Below are 23,887 nucleotides of genomic sequence, written 5' to 3'. Positions count from 1 at the left end.
CTCCATATTAAGCTGTCATTTAGCTCCCCACACAATTAACCTCTAACTAAATTGATAAACATACCGTTTGTATTAGGAATAATAACAATGACTGACTCTCACTTACCGCAGTTTTCTCAGATCACCATCGAAGGCGAGGATGCCGAAAAGTTCTTGCAAGGTCAAATTACTATTGATGTGACCAAGCTTGGACTCAGCTATCAGCCAACTGCACTTAGCAATCTAAAAGGCCGTATCGAGTTTGGCTTATGGATCAAAAAGCAAGACGAGAAGCAGTACGATGTAGTGATTAGTACTGATTGCGTCGACGCTTTGCTGGCACATTTAAACAAATTTGGTGCGTTCTCCAAGTTTACAACCAGCGCACCTGTCACGATTTACCCTTGTGTACTTGATCATGAGCCGACCTTTAGCCATAGCTCAGATAACGCTGACGGACAACAATGGGCGGCGATAAGTATTGCTACGGGTAACTATTGGATAGTGGCTAAGACGCAAGGTGAGTTTCAACCGCAAGAATTGCGCTTGCATCAGCGCGGCGGTATGGACTACGACAAAGGCTGTTATCTAGGACAAGAAGTGATCGCTCGTATTTACTTTAAAGCGGCGCCAAAAGCATTTTTGCACCGAGTTAAAAGCTCAGGTGAGACGCCTTTGGCAGGTGAGAAGCTGGGTAAAATACAAGTGGTCAATGCCATATCTACCGATACAGGGTTTGAGGCTTTAGTAGTGGCACGTCCTGAAGCTTTGGGTGATAGTGAGATGCGTGTTCTTGATCTGCCAGAGGCGCTACAAGCTGACGTGGCCCGACCTCAATGATACAACTTTAATTATCAATATAAATAAAAAAAGGTACTAACTAAAGGGAGGCTTATGACGCACATCGCGGTACTAGGAGCAGGCGTAGTCGGTATCACTACCGCATGGTACCTACGTCAAGCCGGCTTCGATGTGACAGTTATCGAGCGCGAATCAGCGCCTGGTATACAGACTTTATTTGCAAGTGGCGCTTTATCAGTAGGGGGTATGAATCCGTGGGCTAACCCTAAAACCCCACTTGCCACCCTTAAAGGATTTTTTCGAGAAGATGCGCCGCTCTTGTATCACCTGCGCGCTGATAAATCACAGCGCCAATGGGCACTACAGTTTTTGCGTGAGCGCCGCGCTGAGCAAGCAGATGCCAATTTGACTCAAATGGTGCGCTTAGGACTCTACTCGCAAACCGCCTTAAAACAGTTGCGCGTAGATACTGATCTCAGCTATGAGCACAAAACTCGCGGCGTCATGCATTTTTATACTCATCAGGCGTATTTTGAAGCAGCGGCTGAGCCAACTAAACGGCTACAAGAATTAAGCTGTGAGCGCCGCTTTATCGATATTAATAATGCGGCAAGTTTGGAGCCTGCGCTATACCCTGTTGCTCATAGGCTCGTTGGTGCAACCTTTACGAGCTGCGATGAGTCAGGCAATCCGTACCTGTTCACTCAGCGCTTGACTGAAAAGTGCATACTTGCAGGGGTGCGCTTTTTGTATAACACTGAGGTTGTCGCCATCAGCATGGATGACGATACGAGCAAATCTCGTGTCCACAGCATTACTATCCGTCCCATCGATGAAAACGCGCAAACCTTTAGCGCGGACAGTTATGTATTAGCGCTTGGTCACGATAGCATGGCGCTTGTCAAACCTTTAGACATTCATCTACCTATTTTCGCTGCAAAGAGCTACTCTGCAACTTACAAGGTCAATCCGCGCGCGCCGCATTTAGCGCCTTTTATCAGCCTTATTGATGATGAGTACAAGCTCATCATATCGCGAATGGGTGATAAACTACGAGTGACCAGCGCTATCGAATTTAGTGGTCATAGTTTGCCGCTCAATTTAGCGCAATGTGAGGCGATTACTGATCGTATTCAGCATCTATTCCCCAAAGGCATTATCGCCAATTCGGCTAAGTACTGGGCGGGCATTCATCCGATGACCCCATCAAGTGTGCCGTTAATTGGGCGCGCGCACGCAGGCTCTGTAAGGCGTGGTAGTCAAAACAGTGAGGCGACTTTTGAAAATTTATGGCTCAATACAGGACATGGTACGTTAGGCTGGACCTTTGCTTGCGGCTCCGCCAAGGCACTAAGTTTGCTGATACAAGATAGAGTACCCGACATCGATTTTAACTTTGTCGGTATCTCACACTCTTAAAAAATAGAAAATCAGACATTAAAAAGGGCGCTTACGGTTAAGCGCCCTTTTTGCATTTTTATGAGAGCATCGAAGCTTCACTTTCTGCTTCTACTTGATCTTTAACTGCAATAGCCTCTAGTTTCACAGGGACGCCGTTGACCGCCGCATTACCGCACAGCTCATCGATCAAAGTATCATCGGTCAAATCGTTGACGCTGACCCCAGCATGCGCTTGGGCGATTTTTTGCTTAACGCCACTGCGGCCGTGACCCCAGCCGTGCGGAATACTCACTACTCCTGCCATCAGCTCATCAGTGACTTCAGCGCTGATCGTTACTTGACCGACGCGCGAGGTGACTTCTACGTCTTGCCCATCCTCAATACCATACTCGCGTGCCGTATCAGGATGCAGCATCAATGTGCAGCGCGGTTTGCCTTTGACCAAACGCTGACTATTATGTAGCCAAGAGTTGTTACTACGCACATGACGGCGACCGATCAGCAAAATTTGCTCGTCATCGTAATTTGCCATCATCTCCTGCACTCGCGCCAAATCCGCTTGATAAAAATCAACATTGAGAGCAATCTGTTTGTCTTTATGCTTAATCGCTTGCGGTAGCATACGTTTGAGTGGTCCTAGATCCATGCCATGAGGGTTTTTCTTAAGCTTGCCTAGTGTCATACCTTGATAAGGTCCGCGGCGCAGCCCTTGATCAAGGACGAACTTGGGCCCTAGTCGCGCGGTGAGCTCACGCTCTACTCGGGTTGCTAGAGCAGGTTTTTTGTCCAAGCGCTTGGCAAGCTCTAGATATATCTGCCAGTCGTGCCTAGCATCTTTGTGCTTGGTAAACAGTGCGGGTGAGTATTTGGCGACATTATGCACTGCAAAGCCATTAAAGGTCACATCATAATGCTCGCGCTCTAGCGGCGAAGCTGGCGGCAATATAATGTTGGCATGGCGACTGGTTTCGGTCACAAAATAATCGATGGCGACCATAAAGTCCAATTGCGCCAAGGCCTCATCTAACTTCTCACCATTTGGGGTACTGAGCACCGGATTACCCGCCACACACATAAAGGCCTTGAGCTGCCCCTCGCCTGTCACTAGCATCTCATCTGCCATAGCGACGACTGGGTAATCGCCGTTAAAATCAGGCAGATTGCTCACGCGCGTATGACGTTTACCCAGATACCCTGGGCCTGAATTATTGACCAAATCAACCGCAGGATTAGGGAACATCAAGCCGCCTACTTCATCCAAGCGTCCAGTGACGATATTGATGATCATAATCAGATACTGACATAGCAGACCAAACTCTTGCACTGAGACGCCCATACGCCCGTAACAGACTGAGCTGTCCGCCTCGCAAAACTCAGCGACCAAACGTTTGATCTCATGCGCACTTATACCCGTGATACTCGCCACCAACTCAGCGCTATAGTCTTTGGCAAAGTCTGCCATACGCTCAATCTCTGGCGTCAAAGCAATTGCCTTGTTGTTTTTGGCACGTACTTTGTCCGCGTAGCCTTGGATATAGATCTCGTTGAGCATAGCGAGCAGCAACAAAACGTCGGTGGCTGGACGGATAAAATGGTGCTCACTTGCCAGCTCAGCCGTCTCTGTACGTCTAGGGTCAATGACCACTACTTTGCCACCGCGTCCTTTGATATCTTTGATCTTTTGACGCATATTTGGCGCGGTCATGATACTGCCGTTGGAGGCTAGTGGATTGCCGCCGATAATCAGCATGTGCTGGGTACGGTTGACATCAGGCACTGGGATACGCAGCATATGCCCAAACAGATGCATGCTGACGATATGGTGTGGCAGCTGATCGATTGAGGTCGCAGAGAAGCGGCTACGGGTCTTTATACTATTAAGCAGGTGCTTGACGGTGAGCATACCGCCCATGTTATGCACGTTTGGATTACCCAAATAGATACCAAGGGCGTTTTTGCCGTACTTGCTCTGTACGTCGCTGATACCAGCGGCAACTTTATCTAATGCCTCCGGCCAGCTGATTTTTTTCCAGCCGCTCGCAGTACGTTCTACCGGATGACGCAGGCGATCAGGGTCTTCGTGCAAATCTTGCAGTGCTGTCGCTTTGGGACAGATATAGCCTTTAGAGAAAGGATCATCTTTGTCGCCTTTGATGGACAATACCTTGTTGCCATCGTGTTTGATGACAATGCCGCACATGGCTTCGCACAAAGTACAGGTTCTAAGATGCGTTTTTTCGTTGGCTTTATTTTGCTGCGTTTTACTTTTCGTCGCCATAATCATACTTCCTTGTACTTTAAAATAGACATTCCATTTTGGGGTCGTTCTTATTAGCTAACAGTTGACTGCACTCAAACTATCTATAAGAGTCGCTTAAAAAGTCAGTCTACAACGTAATATCTTACTTGTCTGTTTTTTCTCATCATATTAGGACGTGTTGAACATTCACAAATACGCACTGACAGAGACTATTTTTTATGCGGTTCGCAGTTAAACATAGTAAGTTTAGTTATTCTAAGCATCTATTTTTAACCATGAAGCGTCAAAAAAGAGTCCTGTCCCCAGCTATTTATAAAGAGGGGCTGATGCTAAAATCGCTCTATTCGTTGTAAAAATCTAGCCAATACATCAGTATTACCTGCAATTTTTACTTAGACTAGAACAATTTTAGCTATCAGCAGTGCCATGGTTGAATGTTCAACACGCCCTAATAAATTGATATATAAAACAAGAAATTACCCGTCATTATCCTTAAGTTACACTACCAACATTCCTTATACAGACAAAACAGTCGTCAATTTATATAGTGATGACAGTAGTTGAGTATTTAAATATTTCGATAACTAAACTACTAAAAACATTTATAAGGAAGTGGTGGCACAGACTACTATACCAATAACTAAAAGGAGCACCACAATGAACGAACATACTCTAAAAGGTGACTGGAATCAGATGAAAGGCTCGGTCAAACAAAAATGGGCGGACTTGACAGACGATGATCTCATGCATGTAGAAGGTAGCCGTGACAAGCTCGTTGGCCGCGTGCAAGAGCGTTACGGACATAGTAAAGAAGACGCCGAGCGTGAAGTTGATGATTGGCGCCGCGAGCACAAATACTAAGTCATAAGTTAAATACTTAAACATAAAAACCGCATTGAGATTCAATGCGGTTTTTTTGTACTCTCATCGCTCAAAATCAAGTCAAACACCAGACACGATAAAACCGCATAGCAAATCACTGTTATGCGGTTTTATCGTTGACTATCCGTGTCACCTGTTACGACTTTCTTCACTACATCCGTGTAGCCTATGTCGTAGCAGTTGGGCATCTTGCCCATTACATTGTACCTTTGGCATTACTACCATCAACATAGGGTTGTGTACCTACCTCTATTATTTTTGTCATCCTGACGCTAATAATAGACTCATCATCCTTGATACGGTCAACTCAATCCGTGAGTCACATTCCCTGATGCCGTGGATATATAATGCCAAATTGTTATCATATTGTTAAGAGGTGTTAACGTCATTGCTTGTAAGCATATGCTTACAAGGTAATTTTTACTGGCAAAAAAATAAAACTTACCTCTTATAAAATATTATACAAAACAATAATTTACCTATTTTCACTTAGATTAACAATGATTATGCTAACCCATCGCATTAGCACTTATTTTGAACATATTATTAAGGCGGTTTACATTTTATTAACAGTAATGACATCTGCTATCAAGTTATGCGCTCTATGCTAAAAATGTAAGAAGATATTTCATAGCCGTACTTCTAATAATGTCTCTAATATCTATAAAAATGATAAATTTACTTGGAGTAATCTCATGGTAGCTGTCCCACGCACAATCATCAAGTCAGGCCTTATCGCTGCATTATCAGCCGTTGTATTAGGTGGAGCGGTCGGCTGTACAGTGACATCTGGCTACGACAATCAGCCTATCTATCGTGATAACAGCGTTAATCGCGCAAGCCAACAGCTCAGGCAAGATTTGCGCCGCAGCGGCTACACTGTCATGGATATCAAACGTGACAATTACCGTGGTCGTCAAGTGTTAGTTGCCTATGCCAAAAAAAATAACCAGTTCTATGATTTTATCTATAGCTACCCTGATTTAAAGCGCTTAAGCGTTAACAAAAGAGATGTCAAAGACAATTGGAAGAATGATAAAAATAAGTCTGACAACAATCGCTATAAAAACAAGAACAAAAATAAAGGCAAAAAATATAAGAACAATAAAGACGATAGACTACAACAAGAAGCCCGTTACCCTGCTATCAAGCAGCGCGCTATACGCAAGGTGCGCGCTATGGGCTACCGTGTGACAGATATCGACTTTGAGAGTAAAAAAAATCGTGGTGTTTTTGAGATTGAAGCGCGGCGCGGCGGGCAAGATTATGAGATTGAGCTGAGCTATCCAAATTTAGACGTCATCAAATTGAAAAAGGACTAAATGAACAAAGACAATGTACTGCAGTTGTAACGCTTGCTCGCTTTGGTCAAACAAACTTTAATGTTTGTTTGACCTTTTTTTGTCGATCAAAAATCAAGCACTGCTATAACATCATAGGCAGGGGTCTCATAAGGGTGCGCTGATTTTAGAGCCTTGATAACCTCATCAATCACTTTTTTGTCAACGACCATCTCAACTCGCCACTCCTCAACCTGAGCCAAGTTATCGTGCGCGCCTATATGCGGATCACTACCTGCTAGCGGCATAAACTGCCCTACTCCCTTAACTTGCCAGCAGCACTGCTCATAGTTGCCAATACGACCAGCACCTGCCGCAAATAGTGCAGCTTTGACGCTCTCAAGCGCCTCTTTGGGAATAAAAACGGTGAGCTTATACATAAGCGTTTCTCCTTTAAGCTATTATTTTATAGCAGCTTTGGTGAATACTACTTTTTAGACAATGAGGGGTGATCGGTCCAGACATAACGCAGCAGCCAATCTTTGGCCTCTCCAGCATAATCAATGCCAATACGCGGGCGCAGTGAGACTGGCGGCGCGCAACCATCGTCCTCAATCCAAACCGCTGAATTAGGATCGATAGGCTTATCATACAGCGACTTATCAATCTGCAAACGCTTAGTCAGCTTACCAGGACCTGCAAATTGCTTGGGATGAGTGAGCTGCTTGTCAGCGCTAAGTGTTTGCTCATCAGCCAGTCGGTCACTCTCAGCACTCAAAAACCCTGCCCGAATAAGCACCGATTCAGGAGAGTTAGCAGCCCCTGTGACTAGGTTGAGCATAAGATGCACGCCGTAGGTCAGATAGACATAAAAGACGCCACCTGATTGATACATGAGCTTGGCTTGATCTTTTTTGATGTGAGCGGCGACTGAACCATCAGCCTCGCCAATATAGCCTTCTGTCTCTGAGATACGCATGCGCAAGGTTTTTTGCGTGCCATCGCTGTCTACTAGAGTGCGGCATAGCACTTTGCCGATCAGATCAGCGGCGACGACGCAGGTCGGGCGAGTAAACCATAGAGGCGGTAAAACTTTGGATGTTGTGGTTTTTGGCATAAAGGCAAACCTTTTACTGACGCAGGTGAGCTTTATTATAAAAATATCCTAATACGTTTATCGTGCCTATTTGATAAGGATTGCGTAAGTTTTTGCATAAAAAAACTGAGCACATGGCCCAGTTTATCCGTATAACCTATGGCGTCTAGCTTACAGTGCTGGCACTCCAATACGCTTAGCGACCTCTTCATAGCCTTCGATGACATCACCTAACGATTGACGGAAGCGATCTTTATCGAGCTTTTTCTTGGTCGCTTTATCCCAGATGCGGCAGCCATCTGGTGAGAACTCATCACCTAAGACGATACGGTCATGGAACACGCCAAATTCTAACTTAAAATCAACGAGCATCAAGTCGCCATCATCAAATAACCCTTTGAGTACCTCATTAACTTTATACGTAAGCTCCTTCATTGCAGCTAGCTGCGCATCAGACGCCCAGCCAAGAGATACTGACAGCGACTCATTGACCATCGGATCGCCCAACGCGTCGTCTTTATAAAACAGCTCGTAAGTTGGTGGATTGAGCGCTTGGCCTTCTTCAACACCCAAACGGCGCACTAGGCTGCCTGCAGCAAAGTTACGCACCACGCACTCGACTGGTATCATATCTAGGCGCTTAACCAATACTTCGTTATCCGATAATTGCTCTTTAAAATGAGTCTCAATACCTGCCTCATCAAGCTTTTGCATAATAAAAGCGTTAAAACGGTTATTTACTGCGCCCTTACGTGCCAACTGCTCTATACGCTCACCATCAAAGGCTGAGGTATCATCACGAAAATGCAGGATCAGTAGATCACTATCATCAGTTTCATATACAGATTTGGCTTTGCCTTTATAGAGCAGTTGTTGCTTTTGCATGATTAGGTTTCCTATTCGTTCACGCTTAAAGTAGTAATACGAGCAGCTTTTTGTCGATGTCTAAAGGATTTATACTCTTGTTAGATACTGACAAAAACCGTATAAAAAAATTATTGTGGCACGACAGCGACAGTACGCTCAGGCTTTGGCAATTGATACTGCTTGCCTGCTTCGTTCTCTAAAGTTAACGTATTTACGCCCGCTCTAGGAGTCGGATATAAAGGTATAAAAGCTGCAGTGTTTTGAGCTACTGGTAGCTCCAATGGCGCAAGCTTTTGGCTATCTTGATACTCTAAGCTACCGTTGTCTCGTTGTGACAACCAGCCTTTGGCAATTTGACAGCCGCTGAGTACCACGGTACTACCTAGCACTAGCGCCAATAAAGCGGCAAGAGGTTTTGAAGTCGTAAATGATGTCTTCATCATAGTATCTCTGTTGTAAGGTCTGTTGTATTTGATAAAGGCTTAAATCAAGTTAGCCTGTACCAAAGCTTTATCAATAGTTGCGTGATGCTGGTCTGCAAGCCACACTAGCGGCAAGCGAATGCCTTTTTCTATCATGCCCATTTTGTGCAGGGCATACTTGGCAGGAATAGGGCTTGACTCAATAAATAGGTCGCGGTGCAAGTGCTTGACCACATCATGCGTAGCAGTCGCCGACTCAAAATCACCGCGCAGTGCCGCACTAAAGGTTTCGCTCATGGCTTTTGGCGCGACATTGGCGGTAACTGAGATATTACCTTTGGCGCCCATGTGCATGAGATCAAGCGCTGTGCCATCATCGCCAGATAACACCACCAAGCGCGAACCAACGGTTTTTATGAGCTGCTCGCCGCGACCGACCGAGCCTGTCGCATCCTTAATGGCAACGATATTATCGATATCGGCTAAGCGCTCGACAGTCTCCTGACTGATATCAACGACAGTACGCCCAGGAACATTGTAGAGCATTTGCGGCATGTCGACCGCCTCAGCGATAGCCTTATAATGCTGATACAAACCCTCTTGCGGCGGCTTATTGTAATAAGGCGCAACTAAAAGCGCACAGTCTGCGCCCGCATCTTTGGCATCTTGCGTTAATTTGATGGCTTCCATAGTATTGTTCGCGCCCGTACCTGCTATGACAGGGACGCGGCCTTTGACATGCTGCACAAAATAGCGGATAACTTCGCTGTGCTCTTGCATAGACAAAGTGGCCGACTCGCCTGTAGTACCTACCGCAACCAAGCAATGCGTGCCCTGCTCAATCTGCCAGTCTATAAGCGCGGCCAGACGTTTATAATCTACCTGACCACCGGGCATCATAGGCGTGACTAAGGCGACCATGGAACCTTGTAATCGGGTTTTCATATCGTCGTATGCTGTACTCATAACTGCGCCTTTGTATAGTATTTTAGCTTAAGTATTTTAGCTTGAGTGTTTTAGCAGCACCAAAGCTGCTGTATTAGCGAAAACAGGGCGTTAAGTGGCTCGCCTTGTTCGATTATTTATCATCATAAATGAGCGCTAGTGTAGCATATTTTGATTTGCCTACCATCTCTCAATTGCCACTAGGCTACGCAAAAGTAAAGGGTCAATTACTCGATACGCAGTCCGATAATGGCAGGAATACCTTGACGAATAACTTCAATGGTGACCACGCCACTTTTGGGCAATGAGGACAAGGCATCGGTAAAGTCTGTCACATTGGCAATAGATTTTTGATGCAAGTTGGTGACCATATCACCCGCCATAAGACCTGAACGCGCAGCAAGTCCTGTAGGATCGATAGCAGTGACGATAATACCTGCTTTATCGTTTGATTTGAGCTCTGCCTGCTCATCTGGCGTCAAATTGCGCAGGCGCAGACCTAGGCGTATCTCGTTATCTTGCCCATCTCGACTCTGCGCTTGTACATCGCTTGGCGCTAGGCTAAAGGTGCCATTTACCATCAGCGGTTTGCCATCGCGCTGTATTTGCGCGGCAAAGGTCTCATTAGGACGCGCGCGATTGATCATATTGAGCAGATCTGAGGCGCGCATAATATCAGTATCGTTGAACTTTAATATAATATCGCCCGTCTTGAGTCCCGCTTTTTGTGCAGGAGAATCAGGAGATATACGAGTCAGTAGCGCCCCTTGTGGCCGAGATAGGTTATACGCCTCTGCCAAGTTACGATCGATATCTTGCGGGTAGATACCCAAATAAGCCCTTGCCACCTCGCCGTTCGCTTTGAGCTGCTCATAGATATCCATCGCCGCATCCATAGGAATCGAGAACGACAGCCCCATGTAGCCGCCCGTACCGCTAAAGATACGTGAGTTGATCCCAACGACCTCGCCGCGCTGATTAAATAGCGGCCCGCCCGAGTTACCTGGATTGAGTGCTACATCCGTTTGAATAAACGGCACGCTGGTCTCACGCGAAAAGCTACGTGATTTGGCACTAACGATACCTGCCGAAGCTGAATAATCAAAGCCAAAGGGCGAGCCAATAGCTAGTACCGGCTCTCCTACCCTGATAGTGTTGGAGTCGCCAATAGGTAATGCTGGGAACCGCGTACCTGCTACTTTGAGTACCGCTACATCCGAACGCTCATCACTACCGACAAGTGTAGCGTCAAGCTCAGTACGATCATTAAGGGTCACTGTTATCTTGTCCGCGCCCTCGACCACATGGTGGTTGGTGAGCATATAGCCATCAGCGCTGATAAAAAAGGCGGTGCCATAAGCATGCTCTATAGCTGGGGTGGCAGGCCTATTCGGCAGGCGCACGCGATCGCCAAAGAATTGACGCAGCAGCTCAGCGGTCTGTGCTTGTGCCAGCTCAGCTTCGCTGACTGTCTTGGTGACGTTCACGCGTGCAACCCCTGGCGTCACTTGTTGTACCAAGTCAGAAAAATCAGCCGTAGTCACTGCTGCATGAGCATCCGCTATCGCTGCCACATTGATGCCCGTCAATACCGTCATACTCATAGCCAGCGCTAGAGTAGTACGCGGTAGCCAGTGCTTACGACGTGATTGGGGCGCGGCGCTAAAGGTTTGAGCAGATGGTGACAAAGTTGTGATAGGCATGAGAGACTCCTGATAGATGGTTTTTTATAGTTGTTGTAAGACTGTTTTATAAGTTATTGCTTAAAAGTTATAGTCCAAAAAACCACAGCTCAAAGGTGCAAATAAGCGATGGCGCATGGCAGTATAGTATTGTTTTACTTTATAACATGTTTAGATAGCAGGCAATAATAGCGCGTAAAAGACGCTCAACATAAAAAAAATAAAATCATGATATGATAACAAACCCAAGAATTTACTTAGCGAGCTAATACTAGTCAATGTCCACTATCAATCATAGGCGTTTGACTATTATTGACTTTGTTTATTATTTTTTCCGTATCGGCTTGTATCTACTTGTGACAGGCAGTTTTTTGTCTTTATGACTATAGCATTTAAGGTTATCTGTAACCTCACTTAAATGTTGACTGTGATAAGACAAGATTATAAAAGGATTAATTTATGGATACCGCCCTATTGTTATCTGGCGTGGTTGGGCTTGGCATCGCCGCCCAATGGTTAGCTTGGTATCTCAAGCAGCCGTCCATTTTGTTTTTATTATTGATAGGTATTATCGTAGGTCCCGTATTAGGCTACTTTGATCCTGATTTGGTACTAGGCGAGCTGATGTTCCCTTTTATCTCATTGGGCGTCGCTATCATCTTATTTGAAGGCTCTTTGACCTTGGAGTTCGATGAGATCAAGCAACATGGATCGGTGGTGCAGCTACTAGTCTCGGTCGGCGTGGTCATCACCATCGCGATTGTCGCGCTCTCAACTTATTTGTTATTCGATGTCGATCCTCTAATCGCTTTACTATTTGGCGCTCTGGTCTGCGTGACAGGGCCAACGGTTATTATGCCGCTACTGCGCAGCGTACGCCCGAACAAGACTATCTCCAATATCCTTAAATGGGAAGGCATTATCATCGACCCTATCGGTGCAATCGCCGTGGTATTGGTGTACGAGTACATCATCTCAGGTGGTGAGGCTAGTAGTATATTACTATTTGCCAAGATCGTCGTTTTAGCGACAGCGATCGGTATGGCAGGCGCTTGGCTATTAGCCTTTTTGATGCGTCGCCATATGATTCCTGAGTTTTTGCGTAATGTCTTTACGCTAGCCTACGTATTATTACTATTTTCAATCTCAAACCATATAGAGCACGAGTCTGGACTCTTGGCCGTGACGGTGCTGGGCGTGGCCTTAGCCAATTGGCCCAAGTTCCCACGCGATACGATTTTGGAATTTAATGAGTCGTTGACCGTCCTGCTTATCTCAGTATTGTTTATTATTTTGGCGGCGCGTGTCGAGCTGGCAAGTTTGCTTAGCGTCGGTTTTGCAGGATTAGTGCTACTCGCTATTGTGATGTTTATCGCGCGTCCCTTATCCGTTTGGGCATCCTCTATCGGCTCTAATCTTAAAACCAATGAAAAGCTGATGATCAGCTGGATTGGGCCGCGTGGTATCGTTGCCGCGGCTATCTCATCCCTGTTTGCTATTCGCCTGCAAGAGTATGATATTCAAGGTGTCGAGCTGCTCGTACCACTGGTATTTATGGTCATTATTGGTACGGTGATGATTCAGGGTCTTGGCGCAAAACTGGTCGGCAATCTACTTGGCGTACGCGAGCCTGAGACCAACGGTATTTTGGTCGTCGGCTCAAACCCGGTGGCGCTGCTCGTCGCTACTTCCTTAAAGGATCAAGGTTTTGATGTTATCGTCGCGCACAACAACTATACCAACATTGCCAAAGCACGTATGAGCGGTCTACGCACCTACTTTGGTAATCCTATCTCAGACCACGCCGACAATCATTTAGACCTCATCGGTATCGGTCACTTATTCGCTATGAGTATGGACAAAGAGATGAACACGCTGTCGGAGATTCACTATCGTCACGAGTTTGGCGAGCGTAAACTCTACCGCCTCAAATTTAGTGATGAAAAAACCAAAAGCGAGCGCGATGATAAGCAATCTAACTTTAAATCGCAGTGGCTATTTGGCAAAGATGTCACTTACACCAAGCTTGCCAGCATGATATCCAAAAAAGCGCGCATCAAGATTACCAATATCACAGACAGCTATAGCTTTGAGCAGTATCGAGCGGACAACAAGCAGTTCGTGCCGCTATATACGATAGACAAAGAGGGTAAGCTGAGCGTCATTACCGACAAGTTCGACGGTGTGGTAGCACGCGATCGCAAGCTTATCGCCTTGGTCGTTGATGATGAGGTACAACCAAAAGAAGTCGATGTCACTGCCAAGCAAATACAAGCGCGCGCGGACGCGGACGCTCAGTTTGAGGCTGAATACAAAGCGCCTGAAAAACGTAAAGAAAAAGAGCTGATCGCTGATGTCAGTGACGAGCCACTCGTTGAGCAGGCGCCTGTCAGTGATAACACCGCAGAAGCTAAAGTGATAGATCCTGAGCTAATCGACAAAAAACAGCCTGTCAATACAAACAAAGGGGCTACGACGAATAATGCAGACAAGCTATCAAAGGATACGACGATAAGTAGCAGCAACGCTAATGGTAGTGGTACCGCGCCAAGAACTAAAAGTGGTGATTTAGATCCCAATCGCTTGCCAGATACGGATGATGTCATAGATGACAAGGCGAATAAATAGCCAAGTTACCTATAGCCGATATTCTTATGTAAAAAAGCCCCAGTTCTCGATGAGTGCTAGGGCTTTGCTTTAATTGTTTATAGGTTAAAGCACATGCTAGGTGATATTGAACCTATCCTCAACCGCCTGCCATACCCGCGCGCCAACCTCATCGCTAGTACCAGAGGCATCAATACGGCAGATACGCTCAGGATAAGCTGCTGCCAACGCCTCAAACCCTTTATATACCCAAGTAAAAAACTCAGTCGCCTGCTGCTCAAACCTATCAGCAGTGCTGCGCTTACCTGCGCGCGCCATGCCCTCATGCACTGGTAAATCCAGCCATAACGTCAGCTCAGGCAGAAGCGGGACAAACTGCTCGCTAAGCTGCGCTATTTTTGCACGCATAAGCGGCTCACCATGAGCGCGGCCATAGCCTTGATAGGCCATTGTAGAGTCAACAAAGCGATCGCAAATGACCCAAGTACCGCGTGCCAGCGCTGGCATAATCACCTGCTGAACGTGATCGCAGCGCGCGGCAAATAGTAGTAGTAGTTCGGTGTCGTCATTGATATCGGTAGCAGGGTCGAGCAGTATGGCGCGCAGACGCTCAGCGAATGGACTACCGCCCGGCTCACGCGTGCGCAAGTAGTCAATACCCGCTGCTTGCAAGCGCGTACACAACTGCTCAATTGCGGTAGTCTTGCCGACGCCTTCGGTGCCCTCAAAGCTAATAAAGCGCCCTTGAGCGGACGCGGCTTGAGTAGAGATCATTGCTGATACTGGCATTGGGTAGCCTTATTGATAAAATCTGTAACGAATTTTAGAATAAATTGAACGATTGGATCAGCGCTAGCTAGATCAATGACACCAGCAAGCGCTTATATTTATTCAGGCGGCGTTTGTGATTTTTTCTCCCGCATGACTTTGAGGTACTCTTGTACCGCGCGGTTATGATCCGCCAAATTATCGGTAAATTTGTGCCCGCCCGTTCCTGTTGCCACAAAGTACAAGGCGTCACTCTCTGCTGGGTGCAAAGTGGCCTCGATGGAAGCTGGCGACGGTAAGGAGATGGGCGTTGGCGGTAGACCATCAATCTGATAGGTATTGTAGCTGGTGGTTTCATCGATATCGGCGCGGCGAATATTGCCATCATAACGGCTACCCATACCATAGATAATGGTTGGATCCGTTTGCATGCGCATGCCTTTTTTAAAGCGGTTATTAAACACCGCTGACACTAGTGGACGCTCATCAGCAACGCTGGTTTCTTTTTCGATAATGGAGGCCATAATAAGCGCCTGATACGGCGTCTCATAAGGCAAATCTGGCGCGCGATTCTCCCACGCTTTGGTCAGGGCTTGTTGCTGGCGCTTGTACAGATCGGTGAGCACCTGCGTGTCCGTTGCACCCTCGCCGTAGTAATAGGTATCTGGGGTGAACCAACCCTCCAAGTTATAGCTGACGATAGGATCATTACTACCCGTTACCGAATCTGGCAGGATACCGACCAAATCTAGCGCCTCAGCGATGCTCTGATTGTCCGCGTCTGCTGTGAGTACTTCTTTTTTGATGCCTGAATTGTCACGTAAATTCTGATACAGATCGTTTGCCGTTTTGCCTTCGATAACTTGTACTTTGACCATCGCCACTTTGGCGCCTTGCTCTAGTACGTGCAACACTTCTGCCATCGTTGGGTTCTCAGGGAGCTGATAAATCCCTTCATGCAAAGGGGCATCAACTTGCGATTTGATATACAGCTTGCCAATTGTCGCTGAGAATAGCGGAATCTGCTGCTGCCACTGCGGCAACAATCCATAATAGGTATCACCCTGCTCAATCGTGACTTTTTGCGCGGGCTGGTCAAGTCGCCCAAACAAGGTTTGGTAGACCATGACGAGTAAAAACGCTGCGATAAGTCCAAGGACGAGCAATATCTGATAGCCACGCTGCATAAAGAACGAGGGATTATCTTTTTTGTATTTACGCGGTTTGGTTTGGCCACTGATTAAGGACACATCAGTGATAGGTGCTTTGTCCTGCATATCGTCATGTAGGGACGCATCGGTACTCGCATCAGTCACAGAATCCGCCGTGTTGTTATCATAGCCTGCGTCATCAATGCGCGTATTCGGCGAGGTATCATCGGTGTCGTCAGTTTTATTTGGAGGTATTGGTGGTGTTGGCGTGCTCATGGCAACTCTAAAGGCAGATGTTTGCTAGAATTTAGCACCGAACCGCTTGGTTTTCAATGGCATTTGCTTAGCTTGTGGATTAACTTGGCGTTTAAGACCAGATATATAGCCTATTGGTCATCATTTTATTTATACTTTTATAGTGATATTCTCAACATTTTAACGATAATCTCTTATGAATCTAAACTTTAATCAAAGCCTTGCCAAGAATTATACGTCTGGACCGCAAATTATTCGTGTTTTAAGCGAGGCGTGGGTAAAAGACAATGGTTATTGTCCCAACTGCGGTACTCAACCCTTAGCTGATTTTGCCAATAATAAGCCCGTAGCGGACTTTTATTGTGCAACTTGCACCGAACAATATGAGCTGAAAAGTAAAAAAGCCAAACTGAGCCAAATTATCAATGATGGTGCTTATGACACGATGATTGAGCGTATCAGTAGCGATGATAATCCCAGCTTTTTCTTTTTGACTTACTCGCCACAGCTAAGCGTCAATAACTTCTTAATTATACCTAAGCAATTTTTTAAACCTGACATCATTATCAAACGCAAACCCTTGTCCGCGAGTGCCAAACGTGCAGGTTGGGTCGGCTGTAATATTGACTTGCGTAAGGTACCTGATTCTGGAAAAGTGTTTTTGGTAAAAGATAAACAGGTGATAACGCGCGAAAGTGTCACTCAGCAATTTCAAAAAACCTTGTTTTTGCGCGAGCAGTCGATAACTTCACGTGGCTGGACATTGGATGTCTGGCACTGCATCGACAAACTGGATGATAAATTTAATTTAAAACAGGTCTATGCGTTTGCCGACGAATTACAGCGTAAACACCCTGATAATAATCATGTTAAGGACAAAATTCGCCAGCAGTTGCAGGTGCTACGGGACAAAGGGGTTATTGAGTTTTTGGGGCGTGGTTGTTATCAGAAACTGAGCTAAGCTTACTATAATGAATTCGAGAAATAATAAAATTTCTATCTTTTAAACTACAGTCACTATAAGCGACCATAACCAAATATCGTTGATTTTTATCACTTTTAGTTCGTTAATTTTCAATAGTAATCTAGCGTTTTCAAGCGTAAGCTTAGTAGCATCTTGCCAACCAATAACTTGAGCTAACTGTAACACCTCTCTATTTTCAATAGCTTTTGGAGATAAAAAATCTGATTCAAAATGAACGTCATCCTCAATAAACATCCAAGACTCTTGCAGCCACAAAAAGTCGTTTTCTGCTCCTAATGGACATTCAACTACTATATAACTTTCTAAGGGATTACCCTCATTATCGACTCCTTCCCACCAATGTTTGTTCGACAACTCACAAGGCCTGTTACTATCATCTTTTTTAAACCCTTTACCATCATAGCGCACAGGACAATTAGAGAATATGTCAATTTTTTGATATAGCTGATTTAATTTTTTCGTATGCAGCAAGTAAGAGGTTTGGGCATCACACACTATAGGGTTGATTCGCATTAGGAATTACCTTTTAACTTAGTTATTTAAAGGCAATCATTGATCGATTAGCGTTATGACACAAGTAGGGTTAACAAAAGACGATCACTTATTCATATAATACGATCACTTCTCCAAAGTTCCTTTGCTAGGATCATCTGTACAAATTATTGGTGAAAGTGAGAGAACTGATGACGATTAAAAAAGACTTATACACTTACGAGATAGAAATAGTCGAGACGATGAGCGCTATTATAGAGGTCGTTGCCGAAGACGACTCATCAGCGATTTTAGAAGCGCGCGAAAGGTATAAAAATGAGGATATAGAACTCAACTACGATGATTTGATTGATACCAAATTTAATATTTTCGGGTTGGAATGATTAGCAAAACCTCACCACCTCACCCGTCAACAATGTTAAATCAGATACAGGCATGATGCCGCGTACCGCATTGCAAAAGAACATCTGGCTTAGCTTGGGCAAATCCTCATTTGCTAGCGGACGGATGATAACAGGTTTATCCGTAGTAGCTAGAGCATCAATGATGACTTGGCGCATCACTCCTGCAACTCCAGAGCATGCCATCGACGGTGTGTACCATTGACCACTCGTTAGACCGTCCATCGAGTACGGTACGTTTGCGCCTTTATCATTAGCTTTTATGTTATCGCCCGCCTCTATGAGCTGATAGAACACATTGCTCATCGTACCCTCAATCCAAGCATTGGTCACGTCGCGTACCAGCCCCTCTCCCCATTCCTTATTGGTATGTGCTTGCACGCGTTGCAGCTCGCCACTTGCCAGCACACTATCGAGTCGATTTAGCGTTTTGAGTCCAGCGAGTGTTGGTGGCAGGCAAGCAAGCTGCGCGGATAAGCAGATAGCGCGTTTAAAGGGCTGCTGAAACACCGTGCGCCCATCTGGCAGAGACAAATGCACTGATGTGGTAAGCGATAACGTGGATGATTTGAGCCATATCTCACAAGCGTGCCCTATATTATCAGGGCTATAACCATAACCGCGCGTGCGCTGCGGCGTGCGAGTGATAATAAGCTTGAGCATGCCTTTATTAAGACGCTCGGCAATAGGTTGTAAGTGATGTATCAAAGCTTGCGCGTCTACACCTAGCTCTAATGCCGCGCTATGTGATATTAGGCGGGCGGCATGATAGTCTTGCCAGAGTATCATGCCATCTATAACGCCCATCGTCGTAAAAAAGCCATCGCCATAAGCCATGCCGCGATTGTCTGGCGTTAGGGCGGCAGGCTCGTCTATTACTGGCTCAAAAGACGACTCATCTTGCATCGTCAGACGTATCCAAGCGCTCGACTGAACCTTCATGACTCAAAGCTCATGATACAGGCTTCATGGATTTAAGCGCCTGACTTATTGAGTATGAGCATACAGCTATAGAACTCGCACTTTGCCAGCTCGACCTTTTGACCACCGATAGTTTCGTTTTTGATGATTTGACCACTGAGCATATTGGCAAGCAGCTTACTGCCATCGTTGCCCATGAGCTGGCGTACGGCTGTATGCGCTTTTTTGGCATGGTTAAGGCTCAGCTCTTTTTCGGCATCTGAGTCAGTAGGATTGGCGTAGTACCAGCCCAGCTCCAGATACTTATCTGAGTCAATGACATCTAAATAAGGCTGATCGGCTGCCATCAAGCGGTATTTGGACGCCGGATTACTCGCGTAGTCCAAGCTGTTTTCATCGGTACTGACGACGCTGCCCAAAGTAGCGGTAATACCGTCCAAATCGTTTACCTCTACAGGCGTGACCGCCTCAGTGCTCCAAGTGGATACCTCGTAGACAACGGGCGTGCCTTGATCACTGACAGCGCCGTCCAAATCGGTAGCGTCGGTTGAGGTCTCGACCACAACCTGCTCGGTATTCTCTGGCGTCTCAGTCTCGCTGACTTGGGTCTCAGAACCACTACAAGCACTCAATGAGAGGCCAGCGGCCATCATTATAGTCATGGCAAAGGTCTGTAAAGGGGTGTTCCACATAGGTTATTTACTCACACTTAAGGGCTTGTCGTTGTAAAGCTTAGGGTTCAAAGCTAAGGATAGTATGTTTACTTAGAGCGTATTGAGCTGTTTTTGCGTCAGCTCGCATAAGCTACACTAAATCACTACTGCTATTGATGAGTGCAATAATTGCGCCAATCATTGAGCGCATAGCGTATTGTCATAGTAGACAATTAATATTAAAGTCCACAGTTTACCTAAGTGTCTAAGCCTTGACTAGTCATGACGTTACAGATAACAATCGCTGCGAGTACAAATTTGTTAAAGGGTTGTTTATCCCTTATCATAGCTTTTTCTGCTTAGGATAGACTCGGTATGACTCAGCACTTTATCGTCATTGGCAATCCCATCGCTCATAGCAAATCACCCCATATTCATCAGCGTTTTGCCGCGCAGGCGCAGCTTGATATCTCCTATCAGCGTCAGTTTTGCCCCGATAGCGAGGACAGCTTTGTCGCTGTGATTGAGGCATTTTTTAACGGCGGCGGCGTGGGCGCTAATGTGACTGTACCCTTTAAACAAAGCGCTTTTGCTTGCTCTCAAGCACGTGGCGGCCTATCTGAACATGCCAAAGTCGCAGGCGCAGTCAATACCTTAATGCTCAATCAAGCGCTGTTAGATCAAGGCATACCTGCTGTTGAGGCAATCTACGGCGATAATACCGACGGTCAGGGACTCATCAATCATATCAATAGTCTTAGCTGGTCTTTGGCAGGGGCGCGAGTGGCTATTATCGGTGCAGGCGGTGCGGCGCGCGGGGTCATATTACCGCTTATCGAAGCGGGCATCACCCAGCTTACCCTTGCTAATCGCACTGTAAGTAAGGCGCAAACCTTGGTCAATGAGCTAAGCGCTGCCAGTGATCAGATTGCTCATCATGATATACAAGTCTGTACGACCAGCGAATTAAACGGTGATTTTGATATTATTATCAATGCCACCTCAATTGGCCTGACCGAGGCTACTTTGCCCTTATCTGACCAGCTAAATACCCGCTACGCCTACGATATGATGTATGGCAAAACCTTACCTTTTTTGCAGCATTTTGAGACGCGCGGCGCACAAACCTCAGACGGCTATGGCATGCTCATACACCAAGCGGCTTTGAGTTTTATGCGCTGGACGGGTCACACTGTCGATGTTGAGCAAGCTTTTGCAGCGTTAAGTGCTGATTTATAAATAGCTTTGATCATAGGTTTTAATAGTTACCAAATCTATAGAGGTTTAGGCATTTGAGCACCTATAAAATATATATTGTGACCTAACACGTCATTTAATATAACTTAAATGAATACTTGGACTATTGAAATATGAATTATATTTATGTATTGTGTCTTTGTGATCAAATAAGACTTATACTGACGCTATCACAGCTGCCCTTGTACGACGTCGATTGATTATCAGCATGATTCATTACCGATAATTATAGAGGCAGGTGGGGCTGACAATGGTGCGATTAGCACCATTTATGGGTTATTTATAAAGAAACAGTTTACAAAAAATGACCTCAGAATTCTTTTACCTATCGTATCGCTATTAGACAATAGTGACTTTCATTTATACAGCGGATTCTTTGCTGTTGGACTGATTTGAGCGAATCCATCAAAGAGACTTAATTATGTTGACTTATAAAGCACCTTTACGCGATATCAAATTTTTGATAAACGATGTTTTTGACTTTCAGACGCATTACAAAGACCTAGACAATGGTGAAAATGCCGATCCTGAAACCGTTGACATGATCTTGCAAGGCATGGCCGACTTTGCTGAGAATATTCTCTCGCCTTTGTACCAGCCTGCTGACGAAGAAGGCTGTCATTTTGAAGACGGCGTTGTGACTACGCCTAAGGGCTTTAAAGAGGCGTATGAGCAGTTCGTTGAAGGCGGCTGGCAAGGTATCTCATATCCTGAAGCCTACGGCGGTATGAACTTGCCAATGTCTATCAACCTCATCAAAGCTGAAATCATCGGTACAGCTAACTGGCCTTGGTCGATGTATCCTGGCTTATCAACGGGTTGTATCAATACGATGATGCAATACGGTTCTGATGAGCAAAAAGAGACGTACCTGCATAAATTGGTTGAAGGCTCATGGGCAGGTACCATGTGTCTAACTGAGCCGCATTGCGGTACCGACTTGGGTCAGGTCAAGTCAAAAGCTATTCCGCAAGATGACGGTAGCTACAAGCTTAGTGGCACCAAAATCTTTATCTCAAGCGGTGAGCATGACTTAACTGAGAACATCATCCATATCGTATTAGCGCGCTTACCAGATGCGCCAGGTGGTACCCGTGGTATCTCACTATTTATCGTGCCAAAATTTTTGCCAAATAGTGATGGCGAAGTGGGCGAGCGTAACGGCGTTACTTGTGGCTCTATCGAGCACAAAATGGGTATCAGCTCATCAGCGACTTGCGTACTCAACTTCGATGAAGCGACTGCCTTTCTTATCGGCGAGCCTAATCGCGGCCTAAAAGCCATGTTCACCTTTATGAACACTGCCCGTATCGGTACCGGTATCGAAGGTCTGGCTCATACTGAGCTGGCGTTTCAAAACGCACTTCCGTATGCCAAAGATCGCCGCTCTATGCGCGCCCTGTCAGGTACCAAAGATCCTGAAAAAGTAGCGGATGCCATTATTCATCACGCTGACGTACGTCGTATGCTGCTTACGCAAAAAGCCTTTGCCGAAGGCGGTCGCTCGATGATTTATCATGCGGCGCGTTATGCGGACAAAATGGCGCAAGGCGTGGCTAATGGCAATGATGAAGAGTTTGAAAAGTGGGATGACAAATTAGGATTCTACACCCCTATCCTAAAAGGCTTTTTGACTGAAACAGGTATTGAGGCGGCCAAGCACGGTCAGCAAGTATACGGTGGTCACGGCTATATCAAAGAGTGGGGCATGGAGCTGATCGCTCGTGATGCTCGTATCGCAACCATGTACGAAGGTACCACAGGTATTCAGGCGCTTGATTTATTAGGTCGTAAGGTTATCTTGCAATCTAAAGGTAAAATCATCCGTGATTACACCTCAAGCATCATGAAATGGTGCGGCGAGTATGCGCTTGATAAAGACATGCGTAAATTCGTCTGGGCACTCACCAAGCTATGTGCTGAATGGAATACGTTGACGGTACGCTTAATGCTAATGGCACGTAAAGATCGCGAAATCATCTCAGCGGCATCAGATGACTTCTTGATGTATTCAGGCTATGTGATGATGGGTTATCATTGGGCTCGTATGGCTGCAGTCGCTTATGACAAATTAGAGAATGGCGGCGTTGAAGCGCCAGAGTTCTATGAAGCTAAGATTCAAACAGCAGAATTTTACTTTGATAAGTTATTGCCACGTACTTCAGGTCACGCAGAAGCCATGGTCGCGCCAAGCGAGAGCATGATGAATATGCCTATCGATAGCTTTGCCTTTTTAGACTAGAGCTGAACTTATACCCATAAGTCAACACCCATAAGTTAATAACAAAAGCGTCTCAATTGAGGCGCTTTTTTTGACTTAAAAAATATGAATATCAAACATGCCCTAGGGTAAGTCAAAAAACTTCTTATGATAGACCGCACTAATCTCTTCAACCTCAGCGCATACTTGTATACTCGCGCGGCCTGACTGCTCATCTTTAAGTAGACGCTCAGCGGTGGTGACGATGAGCTCGCAGAGCTGATTGCGCGCAACGATATCGCGCCCTGCCATTAGTTTTAGATGCAGATAAATAAAGCCGTTTTCTTGCTCATCATCCTCCACTCCCACCAAAAACGTATCGATAGGCAGTATGCGCGCTTTGATATCCGTGCGTTTGCCAAAGTGTCCACTCTCCCAAAGTGCAAGGTTGAGCGCCTTTAGCAAAGACTCCTCATGAGGGATAGTGACGTTGGGCGTGGCTTGAACAGTAAGATGCGGCATAGGTAGTCTCTTATATATAGTGTGTTTGGAGTTCAATAAATATCAGCTCATAGAGAGTAT

General features: G+C 45.8%; 22 protein-coding genes. 9 read left to right on the top strand and 13 right to left on the bottom strand.

Annotation, left to right across the window (positions count from 1 at the left end):
• Positions 1-87: 87 nt before the first annotated feature.
• On the top strand, positions 88-819 hold the full coding sequence (gene ygfZ / locus ACR64J_RS00955; RefSeq protein WP_435950081.1) for a CAF17-like 4Fe-4S cluster assembly/insertion protein YgfZ: 732 nt from the start codon (positions 88-90) through the stop codon (positions 817-819).
• A gap of 54 nt (positions 820-873) precedes the next feature.
• Complete coding sequence (locus ACR64J_RS00950; protein ID WP_435950080.1) at positions 874-2,199, top strand: FAD-dependent oxidoreductase; 1,326 nt, start codon at positions 874-876, stop codon at positions 2,197-2,199.
• A gap of 58 nt (positions 2,200-2,257) precedes the next feature.
• On the opposite strand, the gene ACR64J_RS00945 is transcribed toward ACR64J_RS00950, so the two are convergent.
• Positions 2,258-4,459, bottom strand: coding sequence for a molybdopterin oxidoreductase family protein (locus tag ACR64J_RS00945; protein ID WP_435950079.1), 2,202 nt, complete (start codon positions 4,457-4,459; stop codon positions 2,258-2,260).
• Between the two features lie 639 nt (positions 4,460-5,098).
• On the opposite strand from ACR64J_RS00945, the gene ACR64J_RS00940 reads away from it, so the two are divergent.
• Both ACR64J_RS00940 and ACR64J_RS00935 read left to right on the top strand, forming a co-directional pair.
• Positions 5,099-5,302, top strand: a complete 204-nt coding sequence (locus tag ACR64J_RS00940) for a CsbD family protein (RefSeq protein ID WP_317199600.1) — start codon at positions 5,099-5,101, stop codon at positions 5,300-5,302.
• Between the two features lie 716 nt (positions 5,303-6,018).
• Entirely contained in the window at positions 6,019-6,645 is a 627-nt protein-coding gene (locus tag ACR64J_RS00935; RefSeq protein WP_435950078.1) for a hypothetical protein, read from the top strand.
• Positions 6,646-6,731: 86 nt separating this feature from the next.
• On the opposite strand, the gene ACR64J_RS00930 is transcribed toward ACR64J_RS00935, so the two are convergent.
• The 6 genes from ACR64J_RS00930 to ACR64J_RS00905 all read right to left on the bottom strand — a co-directional run bounded on the left by ACR64J_RS00930 (position 6,732) and on the right by ACR64J_RS00905 (position 11,537).
• Positions 6,732-7,043, bottom strand: a complete 312-nt coding sequence (locus ACR64J_RS00930) for an NGG1p interacting factor NIF3 (protein ID WP_435950077.1) — start codon at positions 7,041-7,043, stop codon at positions 6,732-6,734.
• Between the two features lie 47 nt (positions 7,044-7,090).
• Positions 7,091-7,720 (bottom strand): DNA-3-methyladenine glycosylase, encoded by a 630-nt coding sequence (locus ACR64J_RS00925; RefSeq protein WP_435950076.1) that lies wholly within the window; start codon positions 7,718-7,720, stop codon positions 7,091-7,093.
• A 150-nt stretch (positions 7,721-7,870) separates the two neighbouring features.
• The gene (purC, locus tag ACR64J_RS00920; RefSeq protein ID WP_435950075.1) at positions 7,871-8,584 is read right to left on the bottom strand and encodes a phosphoribosylaminoimidazolesuccinocarboxamide synthase; all 714 of its coding nucleotides are present in this window, start codon (positions 8,582-8,584) and stop codon (positions 7,871-7,873) included.
• A 110-nt stretch (positions 8,585-8,694) separates the two neighbouring features.
• Complete coding sequence (locus tag ACR64J_RS00915) at positions 8,695-9,009, bottom strand: hypothetical protein (protein WP_435950074.1); 315 nt, start codon at positions 9,007-9,009, stop codon at positions 8,695-8,697.
• Between the two features lie 39 nt (positions 9,010-9,048).
• A complete protein-coding gene (gene dapA, locus ACR64J_RS00910) occupies positions 9,049-9,954 on the bottom strand; it encodes a 4-hydroxy-tetrahydrodipicolinate synthase (RefSeq protein ID WP_435950073.1) in 906 nt (301 codons plus the stop codon).
• 206 nt (positions 9,955-10,160) lie between these two features.
• On the bottom strand, positions 10,161-11,537 hold the full coding sequence (locus ACR64J_RS00905) for a Do family serine endopeptidase (RefSeq protein ID WP_435950999.1): 1,377 nt from the start codon (positions 11,535-11,537) through the stop codon (positions 10,161-10,163).
• Positions 11,538-12,074: 537 nt separating this feature from the next.
• Here ACR64J_RS00905 and ACR64J_RS00900 point away from each other — a divergent pair.
• Positions 12,075-14,243: a cation:proton antiporter domain-containing protein gene (locus ACR64J_RS00900; protein ID WP_435950072.1), complete on the top strand. Its 2,169-nt coding sequence runs from the start codon at positions 12,075-12,077 to the stop codon at positions 14,241-14,243.
• 96 nt (positions 14,244-14,339) lie between these two features.
• Here ACR64J_RS00900 and tmk read toward each other — a convergent pair whose 3' ends face one another.
• Positions 14,340-15,011: a dTMP kinase gene (gene tmk / locus ACR64J_RS00895; RefSeq protein WP_435950071.1), complete on the bottom strand. Its 672-nt coding sequence runs from the start codon at positions 15,009-15,011 to the stop codon at positions 14,340-14,342.
• Positions 15,012-15,109: 98 nt separating this feature from the next.
• Positions 15,110-16,267: an endolytic transglycosylase MltG gene (gene mltG, locus ACR64J_RS00890; RefSeq protein WP_435950998.1), complete on the bottom strand. Its 1,158-nt coding sequence runs from the start codon at positions 16,265-16,267 to the stop codon at positions 15,110-15,112.
• A gap of 325 nt (positions 16,268-16,592) precedes the next feature.
• On the opposite strand from mltG, the gene ACR64J_RS00885 reads away from it, so the two are divergent.
• Entirely contained in the window at positions 16,593-17,357 is a 765-nt protein-coding gene (locus ACR64J_RS00885; RefSeq protein WP_435950070.1) for a DpnI domain-containing protein, read from the top strand.
• Between the two features lie 42 nt (positions 17,358-17,399).
• On the opposite strand, the gene ACR64J_RS00880 is transcribed toward ACR64J_RS00885, so the two are convergent.
• Positions 17,400-17,894 (bottom strand): hypothetical protein, encoded by a 495-nt coding sequence (locus ACR64J_RS00880; protein WP_435950069.1) that lies wholly within the window; start codon positions 17,892-17,894, stop codon positions 17,400-17,402.
• Positions 17,895-18,064: 170 nt separating this feature from the next.
• Between ACR64J_RS00880 and ACR64J_RS00875 the strand changes: the two genes are divergently transcribed.
• Positions 18,065-18,256, top strand: a complete 192-nt coding sequence (locus ACR64J_RS00875; RefSeq protein ID WP_435950068.1) for a DpnD/PcfM family protein — start codon at positions 18,065-18,067, stop codon at positions 18,254-18,256.
• Here ACR64J_RS00875 and ACR64J_RS00870 read toward each other — a convergent pair whose 3' ends face one another.
• Together ACR64J_RS00870 and ACR64J_RS00865 are read right to left on the bottom strand one after the other, a co-directional pair.
• Entirely contained in the window at positions 18,257-19,216 is a 960-nt protein-coding gene (locus tag ACR64J_RS00870; RefSeq protein WP_435950067.1) for an aminotransferase class IV, read from the bottom strand.
• 32 nt (positions 19,217-19,248) lie between these two features.
• Positions 19,249-19,887 (bottom strand): hypothetical protein, encoded by a 639-nt coding sequence (locus ACR64J_RS00865; protein ID WP_435950066.1) that lies wholly within the window; start codon positions 19,885-19,887, stop codon positions 19,249-19,251.
• A 336-nt stretch (positions 19,888-20,223) separates the two neighbouring features.
• On the opposite strand from ACR64J_RS00865, the gene aroE reads away from it, so the two are divergent.
• Together aroE and ACR64J_RS00855 are read left to right on the top strand one after the other, a co-directional pair.
• Positions 20,224-21,087, top strand: a complete 864-nt coding sequence (gene aroE, locus ACR64J_RS00860; RefSeq protein ID WP_435950065.1) for a shikimate dehydrogenase — start codon at positions 20,224-20,226, stop codon at positions 21,085-21,087.
• Between the two features lie 439 nt (positions 21,088-21,526).
• Positions 21,527-23,347, top strand: coding sequence for an acyl-CoA dehydrogenase C-terminal domain-containing protein (locus tag ACR64J_RS00855; RefSeq protein WP_435950064.1), 1,821 nt, complete (start codon positions 21,527-21,529; stop codon positions 23,345-23,347).
• Positions 23,348-23,449: 102 nt separating this feature from the next.
• On the opposite strand, the gene ACR64J_RS00850 is transcribed toward ACR64J_RS00855, so the two are convergent.
• Entirely contained in the window at positions 23,450-23,827 is a 378-nt protein-coding gene (locus ACR64J_RS00850; protein WP_435950063.1) for a 5-carboxymethyl-2-hydroxymuconate Delta-isomerase, read from the bottom strand.
• Positions 23,828-23,887 lie beyond the last annotated feature (60 nt).

This window comes from Psychrobacter sp. DM8 (assembly GCF_051307025.1).
GTDB lineage: Bacteria > Pseudomonadota > Gammaproteobacteria > Pseudomonadales > Moraxellaceae > Psychrobacter.
Note: the sequence above shows the minus strand (reverse complement) of the source record. Positions and strands in the feature narration are given on the sequence as shown.

What these genes read in the sequence shown, in the direction of transcription:
- purC (WP_435950075.1), bottom strand. Translation starts at nt 8,584, where the DNA reads ATGCAAAAGCAACAACTGCTCTATAAAGGCAAAGCCAAATCTGTATAT.
- ACR64J_RS00930 (WP_435950077.1), bottom strand. Translation starts at nt 7,043, where the DNA reads ATGTATAAGCTCACCGTTTTTATTCCCAAAGAGGCGCTTGAGAGCGTC.
- ACR64J_RS00865 (WP_435950066.1), bottom strand. Translation starts at nt 19,887, where the DNA reads ATGTGGAACACCCCTTTACAGACCTTTGCCATGACTATAATGATGGCC.
- dapA (WP_435950073.1), bottom strand. Translation starts at nt 9,954, where the DNA reads ATGAGTACAGCATACGACGATATGAAAACCCGATTACAAGGTTCCATG.
- mltG (WP_435950998.1), bottom strand. Translation starts at nt 16,267, where the DNA reads ATGCAGGACAAAGCACCTATCACTGATGTGTCCTTAATCAGTGGCCAA.
- ACR64J_RS00940 (WP_317199600.1), top strand. Translation starts at nt 5,099, where the DNA reads ATGAACGAACATACTCTAAAAGGTGACTGGAATCAGATGAAAGGCTCG.
- ACR64J_RS00850 (WP_435950063.1), bottom strand. Translation starts at nt 23,827, where the DNA reads ATGCCGCATCTTACTGTTCAAGCCACGCCCAACGTCACTATCCCTCAT.
- tmk (WP_435950071.1), bottom strand. Translation starts at nt 15,011, where the DNA reads ATGCCAGTATCAGCAATGATCTCTACTCAAGCCGCGTCCGCTCAAGGG.
- aroE (WP_435950065.1), top strand. Translation starts at nt 20,224, where the DNA reads ATGACTCAGCACTTTATCGTCATTGGCAATCCCATCGCTCATAGCAAA.
- ACR64J_RS00950 (WP_435950080.1), top strand. Translation starts at nt 874, where the DNA reads ATGACGCACATCGCGGTACTAGGAGCAGGCGTAGTCGGTATCACTACC.
- ACR64J_RS00935 (WP_435950078.1), top strand. Translation starts at nt 6,019, where the DNA reads ATGGTAGCTGTCCCACGCACAATCATCAAGTCAGGCCTTATCGCTGCA.
- ACR64J_RS00900 (WP_435950072.1), top strand. Translation starts at nt 12,075, where the DNA reads ATGGATACCGCCCTATTGTTATCTGGCGTGGTTGGGCTTGGCATCGCC.
- ACR64J_RS00915 (WP_435950074.1), bottom strand. Translation starts at nt 9,009, where the DNA reads ATGATGAAGACATCATTTACGACTTCAAAACCTCTTGCCGCTTTATTG.
- ACR64J_RS00885 (WP_435950070.1), top strand. Translation starts at nt 16,593, where the DNA reads ATGAATCTAAACTTTAATCAAAGCCTTGCCAAGAATTATACGTCTGGA.
- ygfZ (WP_435950081.1), top strand. Translation starts at nt 88, where the DNA reads ATGACTGACTCTCACTTACCGCAGTTTTCTCAGATCACCATCGAAGGC.
- ACR64J_RS00880 (WP_435950069.1), bottom strand. Translation starts at nt 17,894, where the DNA reads ATGCGAATCAACCCTATAGTGTGTGATGCCCAAACCTCTTACTTGCTG.
- ACR64J_RS00875 (WP_435950068.1), top strand. Translation starts at nt 18,065, where the DNA reads ATGACGATTAAAAAAGACTTATACACTTACGAGATAGAAATAGTCGAG.
- ACR64J_RS00945 (WP_435950079.1), bottom strand. Translation starts at nt 4,459, where the DNA reads ATGGCGACGAAAAGTAAAACGCAGCAAAATAAAGCCAACGAAAAAACG.
- ACR64J_RS00855 (WP_435950064.1), top strand. Translation starts at nt 21,527, where the DNA reads ATGTTGACTTATAAAGCACCTTTACGCGATATCAAATTTTTGATAAAC.
- ACR64J_RS00905 (WP_435950999.1), bottom strand. Translation starts at nt 11,537, where the DNA reads ATGAGTATGACGGTATTGACGGGCATCAATGTGGCAGCGATAGCGGAT.
- ACR64J_RS00925 (WP_435950076.1), bottom strand. Translation starts at nt 7,720, where the DNA reads ATGCCAAAAACCACAACATCCAAAGTTTTACCGCCTCTATGGTTTACT.
- ACR64J_RS00870 (WP_435950067.1), bottom strand. Translation starts at nt 19,216, where the DNA reads ATGAAGGTTCAGTCGAGCGCTTGGATACGTCTGACGATGCAAGATGAG.